14 protein-coding genes are annotated in these 17,327 nt (G+C 48.7%); 3 read left to right on the top strand and 11 right to left on the bottom strand.

Annotated elements, in window-relative coordinates; translation table 11 throughout:
- Positions 1-36 precede the first annotated feature (36 nt).
- The gene (locus R0I52_RS08585) at positions 37-996 is read left to right on the top strand and encodes a DUF1853 family protein (protein ID WP_317053992.1); all 960 of its coding nucleotides are present in this window, start codon (positions 37-39) and stop codon (positions 994-996) included.
- Positions 997-1,050: 54 nt separating this feature from the next.
- On the opposite strand, the gene R0I52_RS08580 is transcribed toward R0I52_RS08585, so the two are convergent.
- The 7 genes from R0I52_RS08580 to R0I52_RS08550 form a co-directional block, all read right to left on the bottom strand.
- Positions 1,051-1,581 carry a DUF2726 domain-containing protein gene (locus tag R0I52_RS08580; RefSeq protein WP_100749076.1) on the bottom strand — a complete coding sequence of 177 codons (531 nt, stop codon included), beginning with the start codon at positions 1,579-1,581 and terminating at the stop codon, positions 1,051-1,053.
- Between the two features lie 286 nt (positions 1,582-1,867).
- Positions 1,868-3,088, bottom strand: coding sequence for a LysM peptidoglycan-binding domain-containing protein (locus tag R0I52_RS08575; protein WP_317053991.1), 1,221 nt, complete (start codon positions 3,086-3,088; stop codon positions 1,868-1,870).
- 375 nt (positions 3,089-3,463) lie between these two features.
- On the bottom strand, positions 3,464-4,831 hold the full coding sequence (gene folC / locus R0I52_RS08570; protein ID WP_317053990.1) for a bifunctional tetrahydrofolate synthase/dihydrofolate synthase: 1,368 nt from the start codon (positions 4,829-4,831) through the stop codon (positions 3,464-3,466).
- 162 nt (positions 4,832-4,993) lie between these two features.
- Positions 4,994-5,971, bottom strand: a complete 978-nt coding sequence (accD, locus tag R0I52_RS08565; protein ID WP_178377953.1) for an acetyl-CoA carboxylase, carboxyltransferase subunit beta — start codon at positions 5,969-5,971, stop codon at positions 4,994-4,996.
- Positions 5,972-6,288: 317 nt separating this feature from the next.
- The gene (trpA, locus tag R0I52_RS08560; RefSeq protein WP_317053989.1) at positions 6,289-7,113 is read right to left on the bottom strand and encodes a tryptophan synthase subunit alpha; all 825 of its coding nucleotides are present in this window, start codon (positions 7,111-7,113) and stop codon (positions 6,289-6,291) included.
- Between the two features lie 130 nt (positions 7,114-7,243).
- Positions 7,244-8,518: a tryptophan synthase subunit beta gene (trpB, locus tag R0I52_RS08555; RefSeq protein WP_317053988.1), complete on the bottom strand. Its 1,275-nt coding sequence runs from the start codon at positions 8,516-8,518 to the stop codon at positions 7,244-7,246.
- A 164-nt stretch (positions 8,519-8,682) separates the two neighbouring features.
- A complete protein-coding gene (locus R0I52_RS08550; RefSeq protein ID WP_317053987.1) occupies positions 8,683-9,354 on the bottom strand; it encodes a phosphoribosylanthranilate isomerase in 672 nt (223 codons plus the stop codon).
- Between the two features lie 245 nt (positions 9,355-9,599).
- Here R0I52_RS08550 and R0I52_RS08545 point away from each other — a divergent pair, with 245 nt between their 5' ends.
- Positions 9,600-11,204, top strand: coding sequence for a cryptochrome/photolyase family protein (locus R0I52_RS08545; RefSeq protein ID WP_317053986.1), 1,605 nt, complete (start codon positions 9,600-9,602; stop codon positions 11,202-11,204).
- A 17-nt stretch (positions 11,205-11,221) separates the two neighbouring features.
- Here R0I52_RS08545 and R0I52_RS08540 read toward each other — a convergent pair whose 3' ends face one another.
- A complete protein-coding gene (locus R0I52_RS08540) occupies positions 11,222-12,001 on the bottom strand; it encodes a DUF4230 domain-containing protein (protein ID WP_317053985.1) in 780 nt (259 codons plus the stop codon).
- A 758-nt stretch (positions 12,002-12,759) separates the two neighbouring features.
- On the opposite strand from R0I52_RS08540, the gene R0I52_RS08535 reads away from it, so the two are divergent.
- The gene (locus tag R0I52_RS08535) at positions 12,760-14,484 is read left to right on the top strand and encodes a proline--tRNA ligase (protein ID WP_317053984.1); all 1,725 of its coding nucleotides are present in this window, start codon (positions 12,760-12,762) and stop codon (positions 14,482-14,484) included.
- Between the two features lie 94 nt (positions 14,485-14,578).
- On the opposite strand, the gene queF is transcribed toward R0I52_RS08535, so the two are convergent.
- The 3 genes from queF to R0I52_RS08520 form a co-directional block, all read right to left on the bottom strand.
- Positions 14,579-15,448 (bottom strand): NADPH-dependent 7-cyano-7-deazaguanine reductase QueF, encoded by an 870-nt coding sequence (queF, locus tag R0I52_RS08530; RefSeq protein ID WP_317053983.1) that lies wholly within the window; start codon positions 15,446-15,448, stop codon positions 14,579-14,581.
- A gap of 79 nt (positions 15,449-15,527) precedes the next feature.
- Positions 15,528-16,301, bottom strand: a complete 774-nt coding sequence (locus tag R0I52_RS08525; protein WP_317054029.1) for an ABC transporter permease — start codon at positions 16,299-16,301, stop codon at positions 15,528-15,530.
- 47 nt (positions 16,302-16,348) lie between these two features.
- Complete coding sequence (locus R0I52_RS08520) at positions 16,349-17,311, bottom strand: ABC transporter ATP-binding protein (RefSeq protein WP_317053982.1); 963 nt, start codon at positions 17,309-17,311, stop codon at positions 16,349-16,351.
- Positions 17,312-17,327: the final 16 nt, after the last annotated feature.

Here is a 17,327-nt window from a genome sequence, read left to right as displayed (position 1 = left end):
TTGGTACATGAGCCGCTAGGGTAAACGTACACTGTAATGATGGTTTATCCTATGATCGAGCCGACGGCTCATGGCCCGTTTACTTATCTACATACCGCACCGTGGGAAGCCTATCGGCGCCCTTGTGTGCGCGATTTGGCTTATGTGCTGGCCTGCCCCACTGTCTTAACAAAGTGGTTGGACGTTGCGCCGCATCAGAACACACATACCGTGTCGGTCCATAGCGCGCACTTTTGGCAGCAGCAGTTTGCAGCCTATCAGACGCGCTTAGAGGAACTCGATACCACCAATGCGTATCAGGCGCTGACGCGATATCTACTGGCACGTCCCAGTCCCAATCGCTTAGGTTTTCACTTTGAGGGATTGTTATCATTTTGGCTAGAAGATGGCTTTGTGCGCAAATTACATCCGTACGAGACGCTTGCTAACAATGTGCAGTTGTATAACGGCAAACAGACGACGGGCGAGCTGGATCTGATTTTATACAATCATCAGGACAATCTGACCGAACACTGGGAGCTGGCGATCAAGTTTTTTATGGGGGCACCGCCGTTTGAGCCTGTAAACTGGGTCGGTATCAATTCCAATGATAACTTACAGCGCAAAATGACCCACATGCAGACCAAGCAGTTCCGCGCTGTGTGGGTCGATACCGCTAATCACGGACAAGTAAAAATCGACAAACGCTACGGTATTATCAAAGGCCGCTTTTTTTTACCGCTCAATACCTATGGCTTTGATAAACCAGACTGGCTAACGCCCAGCTTTCCACTGCATGAATGGTGCGATAAAAGCGACGCCGTCAGTCTTGCGACCCTCGATACGAGCACTCTGCGGCGCGCGTACTATATTGAGTGGTTTACCAAACGCAGCTTTTATGACCGTTACGCCAGACGAGCGCTTGCACAGGTTTGGTCAGAGAAGAGCTTGCCAAAGACAGGACTGTATTTTGAAGGTGACAGGCCAATTGTCATCTATCCGAGGCAGTGTGAGTAGCCCGCACCCTCAATCCGAGAGGTCAGTTTTAATCACGGCCAATGACGATCATTATCAGTACGTCTCAATCACCTGCATCAGCTCATATCTGAGCATATCTGCGCTTGGCATACGCTCAGCGTGAAAGCGCACGATAGGAATACCTGCACTAGCAAGGGCTTTGTCCTTTTTGTCATCGGCTTTTTGGCGTGATTTGCTGCTATGTGTCCAATCATCAAGCTCGATAGCCACCAAGGTGGTCTGTGCGTCGATATCGACGATGACATAATCGACACTCTGACGACAAATGCGGTTAAACCAAAAACTACGCTCGGAGGTCTCATCGCTATTGGCTTCGATGATTCGCGACAGCTGCACCTGTACAAATATGTGATACTCAGGCAAAGCGTTTTTTAATTTTTTAAAAAAAATCACCTCAGTATCGGTCATGATGGGCATCGGTGCAAATGGCCAAATGGCCAATTCATCACCGCGCACAGGCTTTGGCTCAGGCTCGATGCTTTGACGCTTTGAGGATAGTTTTGGTAACGTAATCAGCCCTAAAAACCCAACGGCCAATATTAAAAATACAACGCCAAACGACATGGTTTTACCTTATAAAATAAACAAGTGATTATCCAAGTCCCAGCTGCGCCGACACACAAGCACAGCTGGGAATTTGAATAATCACGGCAGGTCAACCTTTTTAGGCTGACAGGTGATACAAAAACAAAATAAATGCGCAGCATGGTAGCGAAACCTACCCAGCTGAGCAATCAATAAAACAAAAAACACGACATCTAGTGTCGTGTTTTCTCATATCATCGAAACAGCGAAGGCGTCTATACTCACTACCAGCACTCACTACCAGTGGCGATACATTAGTCGCGGTTTAGCGCCAGTATAATACCCAAGCGCTGGTGGTGTTTACTTTAGGGTCGCTGTTGATCTTGTCTTTGAGCGCCAGCGCTGCCACTTTACCGCGCTCAGGACCGACGATGACGCGGACACCGCGACTGGTCGGACTGGTCTTTACTTGATACCCTGCTGCCTGAAACTTTTTGGCCAATTCATCTGCTTTGGCCTGATCATTGGCAAGTGCGACTTGCACCCCAAAGCTTCCTTTGGCATCGGTTTCCTTGACCTGTTGGCGGGCATCACGCAGTTTTTGCTGCGCATCACGTTTGGCCTCTGCTGACTTTTTTGCCAATGCTTCTTCTTTTTTGCGCTGCGCTTCACGCGCTTTTTCGGCTGCCGCTGCTTCTCGCTCTAGACGCTGTACTTGTTTGCGTGAGGGAATAGTCAGTGTCTGACCCAGCTGCAGTGAGGTCGAGGGTGACATATTATTTGCCTGAGCCAGCGCTTCCACCGGTACGTTATACTGCCTGGCAAGTTTAATCAGGCCGTCGCCTCGTTTGACTTCATAGTCAGTGGGGGATTTGGGCGGCTCTTTTTTGGCGGCTTCGGCAGCTTTTTCAGCCGCTTGCTTTTTTGCAGCGGCCTGCTCGGCAGCCTGACGCTCAGCTTCTGCTTGACGTTTGGCTTGTTCCGCTTGCTGTTGCCGCTGTGCCAATTCTTTGGCGGCTTGTTTCTCTTTGAGAGCGGCTTGACGTTTGGCTTCTTGCTGCTGGGCAGTTTTTAATTTTTCGGCTGCGGCGGCTTGCGCCGTATTGCTATCAGCGCTTTCAGAACTTTCCGTACCTTCAAGGCTTGCTGTCGCCGAAGCGGTATCGTCTTTTTTCTTAGCCGCGGCGCTGTCGCTATCGTCAGCAGCGGTAGTATTTGTTATATATTGCTGGCTTTCTGCGCGCGCTTTGGCCAGTGCTTCAGCTTCAGCGGCTTCTTGCTCAATCAAAAACTGCTGAGCACGTCTTTCTTGCTCTGCGACGCGAGCGGCGCGCTCTTTTTGTTTTTGTGCCAAGATGCGTTTTTCTGTTTCGATGTCTGTTGTCAATGGCGGCTGCGTGGTTTGCTCAGTGCTTGAGCTTTCGACCATCGCTGAGGTCGGCGCAGTCTGACTATTATCGCCGATTTGTTGCACCATAGCGTATAGCATCACGCTACCGCCGATAATCATCCCAATGCCCAATAAGGCTTGTCTCGAAAAGTTCATCCGTTTACGTCTCTTAGTTGGTAATAAGGTTGATTGAGCGGCGCAGCTATCGCTCTAAGACCTTGGCGGGCAAGGCTCTAAAAGTTTACCCATCCGTCAGTTTTTTGGCGTTATACGCTATATTTCAATCACTTTGATTATAAAGCATATTTTTCGCGCTGTCTGCTATCACACTTGTGCTAAGCGTAACACGAAAGCAAAGCCCTTTTATAGTTAGCTGAATGTAAAACTGTTATGGATTTAAACGCGCTACTGGTATAAATTTTACTTGCGTGCTGCGTTCCCAGAGGCTGCGCAAAATTCATCCCAGTAGCGCTATGACATTTTTACAGTGTATCGACTATAATTAATCACGGGTCGTCACTTCATCAATTATCACTGATCGGTGGTCAATGCTGCTAATGCCTCACCGATGGTATGAAACGAGCCACACACCACGATGAGATCCTGTGCGCTGCTCACTTGCATCACCGCCTGCGTGGCATCTTTTAATCTGTCAAACTGATGTATCTGCGTCTGCTCGACATGGCGAGACAGGACGCTGTATAAATGCTCGGTACTCGCGGCACGTGGATAGTCAATCTCCGCGATAAACCACTCGCTGATCGGCAAGCCAGCTTGGCTTAAGCGCTGGACGACATGGTCGATATCTTTATCACCTAACATAGAAAACAACATTTTGATGCTGGCAGGTTGGCTTCCGCTATGACTGTCTTTAGACTCGTGCTGCTCGGCGAGGTGCTGCTGCCAAAGCGGTACAAGCTGCGTCAATAAAAACTCGACACCTTGCTCATTGTGCGCCACATCAAATAGCCAATGATGCTGCTGGGTATGGCGGTAATCAAACCGTCCTGCCAGCTTGACTGTCTGCAGAGCCTGCTCGATGGCACTGATATCGATATCTAATGGACTGGCTAGCACAGCCGATAAGGCATTGGCAGTGTTCATAAGCGACAATGCTGGGCGTGGTAGCTGCATCGTGACAGCGGCATTGCTATACTGCCATGTGGCTGAGTCGAGGCTTTGGTAAGCAAAGTCCTGCTCGACCTGATAGCAGCGCGCTTGATGCTGATCAATCGCCTGCTGCACGCTATCTGGCATCGTAGTCGCCCCATAAATCAGCGTGATATCCTCACGCAAGATACCTGCCTTTTCGCGTCCGATATCCTCGACATTGTCGCCCAACCAATCGATATGATCGATACCGATATTGGTAATCACCGCCATGTCAGGATCGATGATATTGACCACATCCAAGCGACCGCCCAGCCCCACTTCTAATACCCATACCGCGCAGTTTGCTTCGGCAAATATCAATAATGCAGCAAGTGTCGTCATCTCAAAGAACGACAATGTCAAATCGCACTGCAGCCGCGCTGCCTCCACCTTACTAAAGGCATTGATTAAGGTCTCATCGCTGACCATCTCGCCATCGATGCGCACCCGCTCATTAAAAACGCTTAAATGCGGTGATTGATACAGCGCCGTTTTATACCCTGCCGCTTGGCACATTTGCGCAATCACTGCGGTCGTTGAGCCTTTACCATTGGTGCCCGCTACAGTAAATACATAAGCATCGTTTTTGGCGGACTGTACCAAGCCTAGCGCCTCAGCCACTGGCAACACGCGCGACAGCCCCATGTCAATCGCCGACACATGGATCTGCTGCATATAATTGAGCCATTCGGTCAAACTAGACTGGTTATCGGGCGTACTTGAGGTAGCAACTAAGGAGTCAGACATGAAGAAAACCTATCAAAAAAGAATCAAATAAAAACTGAAGACAGTATATAACTACCCAGCCAAAAAGCAAAAATAGCATTTACCGTGATTGACGATAAATGCTATTTTTAAGAGCAGCTTTGTAGCTATGCCTATGCGATAAGCGCCATAACCGGTGCGGCGTTACGCATCCACATTGGTGACGTGACACAGTTTTGCCAGCAGACGATAAATGGTATCGATCAGCTGATGACGATGCACCACTTCATCCACCACCCCATGCTCTAACAAAAACTCAGCGCGCTGAAACGGCTCTTCTAAGGTTTCGCGTACCGTCTGCTCGATCACGCGCTTGCCAGCAAAACCAATCATCGCTTTTGGCTCTGCCAAATGAATATCTCCTAGCATCGCCAGCGAGGCTGTCACGCCGCCATAGACGGGGTTGGTCAACACCACAATATACGGTACGCCCGCCAATCGCAAGCGCTCAATCGCAGCGGCGGTGCGCGCCATTTGCATCAACGACAGCAAGCCTTCTTGCATACGCGCGCCGCCTGAGGCTGCAAAACAGACCAGTGGTATTTTTTCCTCAAGGGCTTTTTCAGCGGCTTGTACAAACCGATCGCCGACCACCGATCCCATCGAGCCGCCCATAAAGCGAAAATCAAAGGCACACGTGACAATGTCTAGATTGCGCAGCTTGCCATACATCACGATCAGCGCTTCAGACTCGCCTGTCTTGTCTTGTGCTTCGCTCATGCGCTGCGGATACGGCTTACTATCGACGAAACTCAATGGATCTTTTGCATTGAACTCTTGCCCCAGCTCGCCATCTACTTGATCGAGCAGCCAATTTAGACGCTCACGGGCGCTCATCGGTAGATGATGGTCACAATGCGGACACACATAACAGTTAAAAATCAGCGCGGTATTGGTAATCATCGAGTGGCAGTTGCTACACTTGGTCGATGGTTCAGTCTCAACCGCAGTCAATGGAGCGGTCAGTTGCTGCTTAATACCAGGTATTGGGCGATTAAACCAAGATTGGCCAGCAGCATTGCCGTTTTTTTCGGCGCTGGGTTTGTCAGTTGCGGTTTTTTCGATATTATTTGGAGTTGTCATATCAGCTTTGGTTATTGTATCAGTCATAGTATTCGCCATTATCAAAGGCTTACAGGCAAGTTGGCTCGTTTACTTGTCCCTAAGAGTCCATTTATAAAATCAATTTAATCGTCACAGCACTCGATGATATAAGCCATCAACAGGTACGCTCATGCGAGACGGTCACAATTTATATGTGAGGTTAGTTTACACACGTAAACTAACTTTAGCAAAGCCATTTCGTGCTGTCTTTATAGACATTGTTATTATAAACCCTGTTATGATAAACCTTGTCATTCGTCCAGCGCGCCGTCGCCTCAGCTCATCACCCCTAAGGACACCTTGAACAACTCACCGCTTACCTATGATACCGTCCGTTAAACTGTCAAACTGTCTAAAGCACCGCGCAGCTCGTCCATTTTTGCCATGATTTTTTGTTGAGCATTGGCCACTGCCGCCGCATCACTAGCATCGATATCGGCGAAGTTTTGTACCAGCGCACTACCAACGATAATCCCATCAGCATGCTGACCGATCGCTTTAGCAGAGGCCGCATCACGGATACCAAAACCCACGCAGACCGGCAAATCGGTCTCTGCTTTGATGGCTTGTACTTGAATGGCGACATCATCGGTATCGAGCGTCGCTGAGCCCGTCACGCCTTTGAGCGACACATAATAAATATAGCCACCGCAGTGGGTCAGCACTTGCTCACGGCGCTCAGGCAAAGTGGTGGGCGATAATAAGAAAATCTCATTCATCGCGTGCTCAGTTAAATGCTGAGTAAAGCTCCCCGCCTCCGCTGGCGGCAAATCCACCATCAAAATACCATCGACGCCTGCCTGCTCGCATAAGGTGACAAAATTATCATAACCAATGATCTCGACAGGGTTTAGATAACCCATGAGGATAATTGGCGTTTGCGTGTCTTGTTTGCGAAACTCTGCCACCATATTTAGCGCATCACGCGTACTAGTACCAGCTGCTAAGGCGCGCTCGCCTGCCAAGGCAACAGTTGGCCCATCGGCCATGGGGTCAGAAAACGGCAAACCCACTTCGATCATATCCGCGCCATGCTTGACTAAGTCATGCAATAGACCTACAGTCGTCGCAGGATTTGGATCGCCTGCCATCACATAAGGAATCAGGGCTTTCTTGTTTTGTGATTTTAAAGCTTTAAAAGTGCTTTCAATTCTGGTCATACTTTTAACTCGGGTCATAATCGTCTCTAAAATTAATAAAAACTGGCTACAGTGGCGCTTGATCATTCAATCAAAGAGCCACTCAATGTATGTCATCAACGTGGGTTTGTCGCAAAAACAATGCTCACCACTACAACGCAATCCCTTCTGCCTTCATCACTGAATGCAAGTCTTTATCACCGCGACCCGACATATTGACGATGATTGTCTGATCAGGGGTCATGGTTTTCGCCAGTTTCAATGCATAGGCGACAGCATGCGCAGACTCTAATGCAGGTATGATGCCTTCTTTGCGCGTGACTTCATGAAAGGCGTGCAACGACTCTTTATCAGTGCAGCCGACATATTCGACGCGTTTCATGTCTTTTAAGAAGCTATGCTCAGGACCGACGCCAGGGTAATCAAGACCCGCTGAGATAGAGTGCGTCTCTTGGATTTGACCTTCATCGTCTGCCATCAGGTAAGTGCGGTTGCCATGCAGCACGCCGATGCGACCAGCGGCCAATGGCGCTGAATGGCGGCCAGTCTCTATACCGTCACCCGTTGCTTCGACGCCATACATTTTAACGTCAGTATCGTTTAAGAAATCAAAAAACAGCCCAATCGCGTTGGAGCCACCACCAACACAGGCAACCAACGCATCAGGCAATTTGCCGGTTTTTTCTAAATGTTGAATACGGGCTTCTTTACCGATAATCGCTTGGAAATCACGTACCAGTAGCGGATAAGGATGCGGCCCTGCAACGGTGCCGATGATGTAATAAGTGGTGTCAACGTTGGTCACCCAGTCGCGCATCGCTTCGTTCATCGCGTCCTTGAGAGTGCGCGAGCCAGACGTCACTGGCACCACTGTCGCACCAAGCAGGCGCATACGATAGACGTTCATCTTTTGGCGCTCGACGTCATCAGCGCCCATATAGACGATGCACTCTAAGCCTAGGCGCGCGGCAATTGTCGCTGTCGCCACGCCATGCTGTCCTGCGCCCGTCTCGGCGATGATGCGTTTTTTGCCGCACATCTTGGCAAGTAGTGCCTGCCCGATGGTATTATTGACCTTGTGTGCGCCTGTGTGATTGAGGTCTTCACGTTTAAAATAAATCTGCGCGCCGCCGATCTCATCACTCAGGCGTTTGGCATGATAAAGCGGGGTTGGGCGACCGACATAATTGACCAAATCGTTGTGATATTCTTCCCAAAAAGCCGGGGCGGCTTTGACTTTGGTGTATAAGGTTTCAAGCTCTTCTAATGCCGCCATCAGCGTTTCAGAAACAAAACGACCGCCATGGACACCAAAGTGTCCGCGTGCATCAGGGTATTGATTAAAGTCTTGCACATCTGCTGGATTGGTAAAGGTATTGATAGATTTTGCAGCATCAGATAGCGCTTTGTTTGAGGCATGACTCATGATAATTCCTACGATAAGTGGGGGCTTTTAATATAAAGATGAAGGAGATAAAGCGTCTAGGCTTGCCGCCATATCGTCATATAACTAGGCGACAAGCAAAAATTCGGAATAACGAGCAAATAACAATATATAGACATCACATAGACACCAATATAGCAATTATCTTAGAGCCCGTCAGTGACCGTCTCGTTTTGCCATCGGTCACGTTTGACTGCCTTCATAAAGGCGCGCATTTTGGCAGCGTCTTTTTTGCCTTTAGCAGATTCGATACCGCCGCTGACATCGACGCCATAGATAGGTAAATTAAGTGTGCCTGCGACATTATCAGCAGCGAGGCCGCCGGCTAAGACAATCGGTAGCGCGCTGTCCTGTGGTATCAAGCTCCAATCAAAGCGCGCGCCCGTACCGCCGTATTTTTGCGGATGATAGGCATCGAGCAAGATACTACTGGCACCCATCGCGGCAAAGCTATCGATACGCGCACGCACGCTAGCTGCCGTGTCTTGCTCGGCATCGATACGTAGCGCCTTGATCCAGCGTTTATTGACCGCGTTTGCCAGCTGCTGGCACTGCTCAGGCGTTTCGTCGCCGTGGAATTGAATGACATCAAAAGGCACATGGTTTGCCAGCGCCAGCAGCTCATCATGAGTCATATTGACCACCAGTGCCACGACACTGACGAACGCCGGTACAGCCGCACTCAATGCCTGCGCCTGTTTGGGCGTGACAGCACGCGGGCTTGGTGGATAAAACACCAAACCAACCGCATCCACACCCAACTGCACAGCAGTCTGAACATCACTGAGCTGGGTAAACCCGCAAAACTTCACCTGCATTGTCTGACCTTAATTTGAAAGGCTTAAAAAATTTAATAGGTTCAATATTTACCCTTGTCCTGAGCATATATTGCACTGAGAGTCTGGTGTTCCCAATCTCGTTGTATCCCTTTTATATTGACCTGACGCTATGATGCTGATTTGTTACTCATCTGCCAAACCCATTGCATCGAAAAACTTATCCTAGCATACTTTTATTCATAGTTTTATTTATGATTACGATTGATTGGTATAAGGATACTTGCATGTCTAAGACTGCGTCTGCTAATGACGATAGCGATGATACTACGGATGTGAATATGCCGCATTATCTAATGTGGTTTCGCCGAGATTTACGACTGCATGACAATACAGCGCTGACGGCACTTTGTGAGCGCGCGCAGGCAGATCAGGCGCGCGTCAGTGCGGTGTTTTTTTTGACGCCTGAGCAGTGGCATGCGCACGATACTTCCTTAGTACAGGTGGATCATATCGCCCGCACCTTGCCCATACTTGCCAAGGCGCTACAAACGCAGCTAAACATCACATTGACTGTACAACTTTGCCCCAGCTTTGCCGACTGCATCGACGCGCTCAGCACACTATGTCAGGACAATAACATCCGCTGTATCATGGCCAATCATGAGTACGAAGGCAATGAGATCGACCGTGATGAAAAATTAGCAAAGCGGCTTGCAAAGGACAATATCGAGTTTGTACGCTGGCATGACCAATGTATCTTGCCACCACAGAGCCTCACCACCAATGATGGCGATAGCATGTATCAAGTGTTTACCCCGTTTTATAAAAAATGGCGGCATACTTTGGATATCAGCAGCATACAAATGCATGAAGCCACCGCCATAAATAATAATAAAACCAAGCTGAAATTATCAAAAGACAGCGCGACTACTATCAAAGACATCGAAGCATTGAGTAATAAGGTGGTCAGTGCTTATCAAGAATCACGACAAACGGCTGATTTATCGCAGCATCTCGATACGGATGCTCAATTAACAAAAGCCCGCGCCGCCTACCCTGCAGGCGAAACAGCCGCCTGTCAGCGCCTAAACGACTTTATTGCCGACGACATCGACGACTATGATATCAGCCGTGATACGCCTAGCCTCGAGGCCACCAGTCAGCTATCCGCCTACCTAACCATTGGCGTCATCAGTCCTAGATTATGCTATCTACAGGCAAGACTAGCGCAAGAAAAGCTACACGGCAATGATGGCGACAATGAAGACATCAATCGCTGGATAAGTGAGCTGGCATGGCGCGACTTTTATCGTCATGTGCTAGTGGACAAGTCTGCCCTTATCCGCCACAAGGCCTATAAAGAACAGACAGATAAGAAGATTGATTGGTCGTATGACAAGGATGACCTTGAGGCATGGTGTACTGGCAAGACAGGTGTGCCACTCGTTGATGCGGCGATGCGCGGCCTAAATGCGACTGGCTTTATGCACAATCGCCTGCGTATGGTCACAGCGATGTTTTTGACCAAAGACTTGCTGATTGATTGGCGCTTAGGCGAGCGCTATTTTATGCAGCAGCTGATCGATGGCGACTTTGCCTCTAATAACGGCGGCTGGCAGTGGAGCGCCTCAACCGGTACGGACTCTGCGCCTTACTTTCGGATCATGAATCCCTTTAGCCAAGGCAAAACGCATGACAAGGATGGCGTGTTTATCAAAACTTGGCTACCTGAATTAAAAGATATTCCTGCCAGCATCTTGCATAGTGAGGACAAGATGCGTAAAGAGCTGGCAAAGGGCGGCAGGTTTGCTGATATCAACTACCCTGTGCCGATGGTTGAGCATAAAGCGGCTCGTCAGTTGGCCATTGCTGAGTTTAAAAAATCGTAATACAGTCGACGGACGTGCTACGAGGGCATCTGACAAGCCCCTGCTCCTTGCGTAGTCACCGTCACCACCGCGCCCGTCATGGCAAATAACTGTTGCAGCTGCGTTTGGGCGTTTTGCAAAGCAATATTCATCACATCACCGCGGCAGGCACGCTCTAGCACTTCTTTTTTTGCCATGGTCTGTGCTTGCGCAAGTATCTTGGGATCGACCTGCATCAGCCCAAACGCGCCCGTCTGCCAGTCATAAATCTCAATATCATCCAGATATACTGAAAATATCTCTGACGGCGGTAAAGTGATATTGATTTGCGGCATCGTGGCAGCGGTATTGACAGTTGTGGCCTGCGTGTCATTTTGGGCAGCTTTGCGCAGCGCTTCACTGTCAGTCGCTGGATCGGGCTGGATGACTTGTACCATCTCAGGCGTCAGCGCACTCAAATCGATCCCTGCATCGACTCGCCCGCGAGCGATAAACAGCCCCTTTTGTTCATCTTGCCACAGCTTCATCCAGCTGCCTTGCCGCTCACTGGTAATCACCGTATCGACACTAAAGGCGACCGTCTGTAGGCGGTTTAACTGCTGAATTTGCGTCACCACGCCCTCACGACTGATGGTTTCGATAGGCGTTTCTTCACTTACCGGCTGCATACTATAGATAGCAAATGCCAGCGCTGCCAAGCCAATCAACAACATCAGCCACGACATAAAGACAATGGGCTTTTTTGTTGGTGGATTTGGCGCTGGATATTTATTGTCGCGCGCGTTATCCGCAGGCGCTTGGTTGTTGGGATGATTCATTGACACCACCTTCAGTATTATCAGTTATATAGATCAGATGAGTCTCTTGGCGACAGCGACTTAACAGCGTTGTTTATTGCCTCGCTATTAGCAAATCGTACTTTTATCTCGCTGCGTGATGCCACCTGCCTATCTCATCCGCCTGTCTATCAATGCTACTAACTATAAATGCTACTAATCACCTATTACTTCAAGTAATAGCTACCAAGACGCAACATAACCTGCAACCAGATTATGAGTAAAAATACGCGCGCCATTTGCCATAAATCAGCTTAACACTGGTAAATAATCGAGTCTCAATAATCATCTGCCATTCTTTGACCGAAGTTGCGGCTGAAAAAACAAAAAGTCATTGCGTCTTGGGCGAACTTTACCTAACATAGACAGATTGTATTGATAAAATGTCGGCACAGATTTATTGGTCAGGTTTTTTGCAGGATAGGTTTTCATCACACGTTTGATGACTTGTTCAATTCCGATATGTCGCCGCCTACTCTATCGATACGTCAATCAAAATCTGCCCTTTTATTGTGAGAGCAGTTTTGTGACGATACTGCTTTACCAGTGTCTTGGCCGCAAAAGCGTAGTTGCCCGCGATTAGTGGTTAGAGACCAGTTGCGACACATTATCTACTAGGAAGCCCCTAGTTCATTGCTAAGTGATAAAGGTAAGCTTACGGCGTCCATGAAACGATAGCCCTATGCTCAACACCCCACTATTTCTTATTTTTTTATCGTTGATAAGGTTACGCTTTATTTATGAAAGCCAGTCAATTTTTATTTGCCACTCTAAAAGAAACCCCAAGCGACGCCGACATCGTCTCAAGTCAGTTGATGGTGCGCGCCGGTCTTATTCGCAAAATCGCCTCGGGGCTTTATATCTGGTTGCCCATGGGGTTACGCGTCTTGCAAAAGGTCGAACGTATTGTTCGTGAAGAGATGCAAAACGTAGGCGCTCAAGAAGTCCTGATGCCGATGACGCAGCCCGCTGAGCTGTGGCAGACCACCGGGCGTTTTGATGACTATGGTCCTGAGCTATTGCGCTTTAAAGACCGTCACGATCGGGATTTTGTGCTAGGCCCAACGCACGAAGAGGTCATTACCAATCTGGCCCAAGGCGAGCTTCGCAGCTATAAGCAGCTACCGATTACCTTCTTTCAAATCCAAGGTAAATTCCGCGACGAGATTCGTCCCCGCTTTGGCGTGATGCGCGCGCGTGAGTTCACTATGAAAGACGCCTACTCGTTCCATGTCGATCAAGTTTCGCTCGCAAAGACTTATCATGATATGTATGAGGCTTATACGCGTATCTTCACCCGCTTAGGCTTAGATTTCCGTGCGGTACAAGCGGATACCGGCTCTATCGGCGGCTTTGCCTCGCATGAGTTTCATGTGTTGGCTGACAGCGGTGAAGATGATATCGCTTTTTCTGACTCCTCAGACTATGCGGCCAACGTCGAGCTTGCCGAATCTATCTCATTTAATATGGCTGAACGCCAACCGCCAAAGCAAGAGCGCAAAGATGTGCTCACCGAAGGCATGACCACTTGTAAGATGGTGGCGGAACACTTAGATATCCCGCTTGCCAATACCGTCAAAACCTTGATCGTCCATGGTCATAAAGAAGATGGCACGCCGCAGCTGATTGCGGTGGTACTACGCGGTGACCATCAGCTTAATACCATCAAAGCTGAGAAAATCGAAGAAGCCAACGTGCCATTGACCTTGGCCTCTGATGAAGAGCTAAAAGCCGCTGGCCTGCATAAAGGCTATATCGGTGTGGATTTGGATATGCCGGTATTTGTCGATCGCTCAGCGGCGACCTTGTCAGACTTTGTGACAGGCGCGAATAAAGTGAATAAACATACCATCGGCATGAACTGGGCACGTGACGCCAGCATTACGCGTATCGTTGATGTGCGTAATGTGCAAGAAGGCGACCCTTCTCCTGATGGTAAAGGCACGCTCAAAATCAAACGCGGCATCGAAGTCGGTCATATCTTCCAGTTGGGCGATAAATACTCGCAAGCGATGAACGCAACCGTCTCTGGTGAGGATGGCAAGCCTGTGACCATGATGATGGGCTGTTATGGTATCGGCGTCAGCCGTATCATCGCAGCAGCCATCGAGCAAAATAACGACGAAAACGGCATCATGTGGCCACAAACGCCGACCGTCGAGGACTCGATTGCGCCTTTTGAAGTCGCTATCATTCCGATGAAGTCTAAAGAAGAAACCGTCATGCAAACGGCCACCGCGTTATACGAAGAGCTAAAAGCGCAGGGCGTCAACGTATTGCTAGACGACCGTAACGAGCGTCCAGGGGTCAAGTTTGCCGATCTTGAGCTGATTGGCATTCCGCATCGCATCGTGGTCTCTGACCGTAACTTGGCCGAAGGCAAGTTTGAATACGTCAATCGCCGTGAATCAGAAAAACAAATGCTCAGCCGCGAAGAAGTCATGGCAAAAGTAAGTAGCAAATAGTTTTATTAGTAAAATCTATGCGATAAAAAGCGCCTGTCTTATTGAATAAGACAGGCGCTTTTTTTGTATCAGCCAAGCTATTTCAACTATGGCTCTATTGACGAATCAAACGACTTGGCGTCAGCAACAAACTCATATCACTGACGCGGCAAGGATTGATATCGATACCGCCGCGGCGGGTGTACCACGCACGAACCATCAATGCGCGTGGCTGATAGTGTTGACTCAAGTCAGCAAATATCTGCTCAACACATTGCTCATGAAAACCATTGTGCTGACGGAAGCTTAAGAGATAGCGCAGCATATTAGCCGTATGAATGGGCTGGTCCGTTGTGATTGACACAGCTAATGTACCCCAATCCGGCTGGTTGGTCACCGGACAGTTACTACGCAGCAAATTAGAATAAAAATGATAAGGCTGAGTGCCATCACTTATCACACTCTCACCACGCACCTCTGCTTCATCACGCAGCAATGACGCATCGGGATGCGCACACAGTGTTACCTTTTCGCTACTATTTGCCAAGGCATCATCAATACAGACGCCATCAGGCTGAGCAATGTGCAGCCCTGATGTCTCATCATCTAAGCGAAACAACTCAACGGTTACCTGAGCTTGCACGCAGGCTGATAAGTCTTTGGCTATCAGTGCCTGCACGTCGTCCCAGCTGGCAAACTCGGTAAAATTTAGGCTGTTTAAGTAAAGCTTCAACGATTTTGACTCGACAATAAATGGCGAGCTGGCAGGAATAGCAAAGCGCGCAATGGCAACTTGCGAGACGCCTTGCTTATTTAACCAAGACATCTCAAAGGCTTGCCACCAGTCCACCCCCACGGCTAATTTATCGTCTTGCCAACCAATCGCGTCACGACCCAGACTACGCGCAATCGGATATAGCGTCTCTGGACTATACTGCGTCGGATAATCGGTGGTTTGCTCACCTAAGATGCCGTGTATGCTCATTTACTTTCCTAATATTTAATCGTTAAACCCTAACTGCTCAACCGACAGCGCTTTGGACCATCACTTAACACGCTGACAATTATAAGCGTACGCGTGAGCCACTACTCAATAAACGATAAGCGATGGTATAAAATATCGCACAGAATACAAAAATCGCCGCCATCGAGTACCAAACGTTGACATCAGAATACCCCAAAATACCGTAGCGGAAAGAGTTGACCATATAGACAATAGGGTTCAATAACGAGACGTTTTGCCAAAACGGTGAGAGGTTTTCCATCGAATAAAATACCCCGCCAAGATAAGTAAGCGGCGTCAATACAAAGCTTGGAATGATAGAGATGTCATCAAACGAACGAGCAAATACCGCGTTGATAAAGCCGCCCAATGAAAACAAAATCGAGGTACCAAGGACGGTAAACACCGTGACAAACAAGTGCTCAATACCCAAATCGGTAAAAAACAACGCCACAATCGAGACAATCAAACCGATCGCCAGCCCGCGAAAAATACCACCGCTGATATACCCCATCAAAATCGCATGCTTGGAGACCGGTGAGACCAAAAGCTCCTCAATACTGGCGGTAAACTTGGCACTAAAAAAGCTTGAGACAACGTTGGAGTAACTGTTGGTGATAATCGCCATCATGATTAGACCAGGCACGATAAACTGCATATACGGCACCCCGCCCATCTCACCGACACGTGAGCCGATCATCTTACCAAAGATGACAAAATACAGGCTCATGGTAATGACAGGTGGCAGTAGGGTCTGCGGCCAGATACGCAGGATTCGGCGCACCTCTTTTAGCCAGATGGTACGAAAAGAGATCCATTTTTTATTCCACGACATGGTTTTGTGATAGTCGATGCTCTGATTTTGATCCACGGCCTTTTGACTCATAATCCCGCCTCCTTCATACTGTCTGCACTTTGAATGTTTTTTTCTACCAAGCGCATAAATAGCTCTTCTAAGCGGTTGGCTTTGTTGCGCATACTGGCCACCGTAATGCCTTGAGCAGATAATTGGTTAAACACACCATTTAGCGACTCGCCTTCTGTCAAGGTTACCTCCAGGGTCTGCTCATCAGGCTGCGACAACCCTGTCACCCCATCCAGCTCTAGCAGCTGGGTCAACGGCGCTTCAAGATCAAAAACAAATGTCTCCACCGACAGTTGAGCGAGCAAATCTTTCATTTCGGTATTGATGCGTATCTCACCATGGTCCAAAATCGCAATGCGTTTACACAGCTGCTCTGCTTCTTCAAGATAGTGAGTGGTCAAGATAATGGTGGTTTTTTCTTCGATATTGATCTGCTGCATAAACTCCCACATAGAGCGACGCAGCTCGATATCGACCCCAGCCGTCGGCTCATCCAAAATCAATAGTTTTGGTTTGTGAATCAAAGCACGAGCAATCATCAGACGACGTTTCATCCCGCCAGATAGCTCGCGTGATTTACTGTTGCGCTTATCCCACAGCCCAAGCGCGGTCAACAAGCGCTTCGCCCGCGGACGGGCTTCTTTGGCCGGGATACCAAAATACCCTGCCTGGGTAATCAAGATGTCTTGGACTTTTTCAAATTGATTAAAGTTAAACTCTTGCGGCACCACACCAAGATACTGCTTGGCCAGCGCTGGGTTTTCGAGCAAATCGGTGCCAAAGATTTTGACACTACCAGTGGTGGGTTTAAAAAGTGAGCTAATAATGCCAATCATCGTTGACTTACCAGCACCGTTTGGCCCCAGCAGCGCAAAAAAACCACCCTGCGGGACGGTTAAACTGACATCTTTGAGTGCCGAAAACCCATTACCATAGGTTTTGGATAAATTCTGGATAGCAAGTGCTGGTACCTCAGACATGAATACCTCTTTATTG

It is taken from the genome of Psychrobacter sp. CAM01 (assembly GCF_032842965.1).
Lineage (GTDB): Bacteria > Pseudomonadota > Gammaproteobacteria > Pseudomonadales > Moraxellaceae > Psychrobacter > Psychrobacter celer.
Note: the sequence above shows the minus strand (reverse complement) of the source record. Positions and strands in the feature narration are given on the sequence as shown.

Coding starts and splice junctions, on each gene's coding strand:
- R0I52_RS08585 (WP_317053992.1), top strand. CDS start 37: ATGATGGTTTATCCTATGATCGAGCCGACGGCTCATGGCCCGTTTACT.
- R0I52_RS08580 (WP_100749076.1), bottom strand. CDS start 1,581: ATGTCGTTTGGCGTTGTATTTTTAATATTGGCCGTTGGGTTTTTAGGG.
- R0I52_RS08575 (WP_317053991.1), bottom strand. CDS start 3,088: ATGAACTTTTCGAGACAAGCCTTATTGGGCATTGGGATGATTATCGGC.
- folC (WP_317053990.1), bottom strand. CDS start 4,831: ATGTCTGACTCCTTAGTTGCTACCTCAAGTACGCCCGATAACCAGTCT.
- accD (WP_178377953.1), bottom strand. CDS start 5,971: ATGGCGAATACTATGACTGATACAATAACCAAAGCTGATATGACAACT.
- trpA (WP_317053989.1), bottom strand. CDS start 7,113: ATGACCAGAATTGAAAGCACTTTTAAAGCTTTAAAATCACAAAACAAG.
- trpB (WP_317053988.1), bottom strand. CDS start 8,518: ATGAGTCATGCCTCAAACAAAGCGCTATCTGATGCTGCAAAATCTATC.
- R0I52_RS08550 (WP_317053987.1), bottom strand. CDS start 9,354: ATGCAGGTGAAGTTTTGCGGGTTTACCCAGCTCAGTGATGTTCAGACT.
- R0I52_RS08545 (WP_317053986.1), top strand. CDS start 9,600: ATGTCTAAGACTGCGTCTGCTAATGACGATAGCGATGATACTACGGAT.
- R0I52_RS08540 (WP_317053985.1), bottom strand. CDS start 12,001: ATGAATCATCCCAACAACCAAGCGCCTGCGGATAACGCGCGCGACAAT.
- R0I52_RS08535 (WP_317053984.1), top strand. CDS start 12,760: ATGAAAGCCAGTCAATTTTTATTTGCCACTCTAAAAGAAACCCCAAGC.
- queF (WP_317053983.1), bottom strand. CDS start 15,448: ATGAGCATACACGGCATCTTAGGTGAGCAAACCACCGATTATCCGACG.
- R0I52_RS08525 (WP_317054029.1), bottom strand. CDS start 16,301: ATGTCGTGGAATAAAAAATGGATCTCTTTTCGTACCATCTGGCTAAAA.
- R0I52_RS08520 (WP_317053982.1), bottom strand. CDS start 17,311: ATGTCTGAGGTACCAGCACTTGCTATCCAGAATTTATCCAAAACCTAT.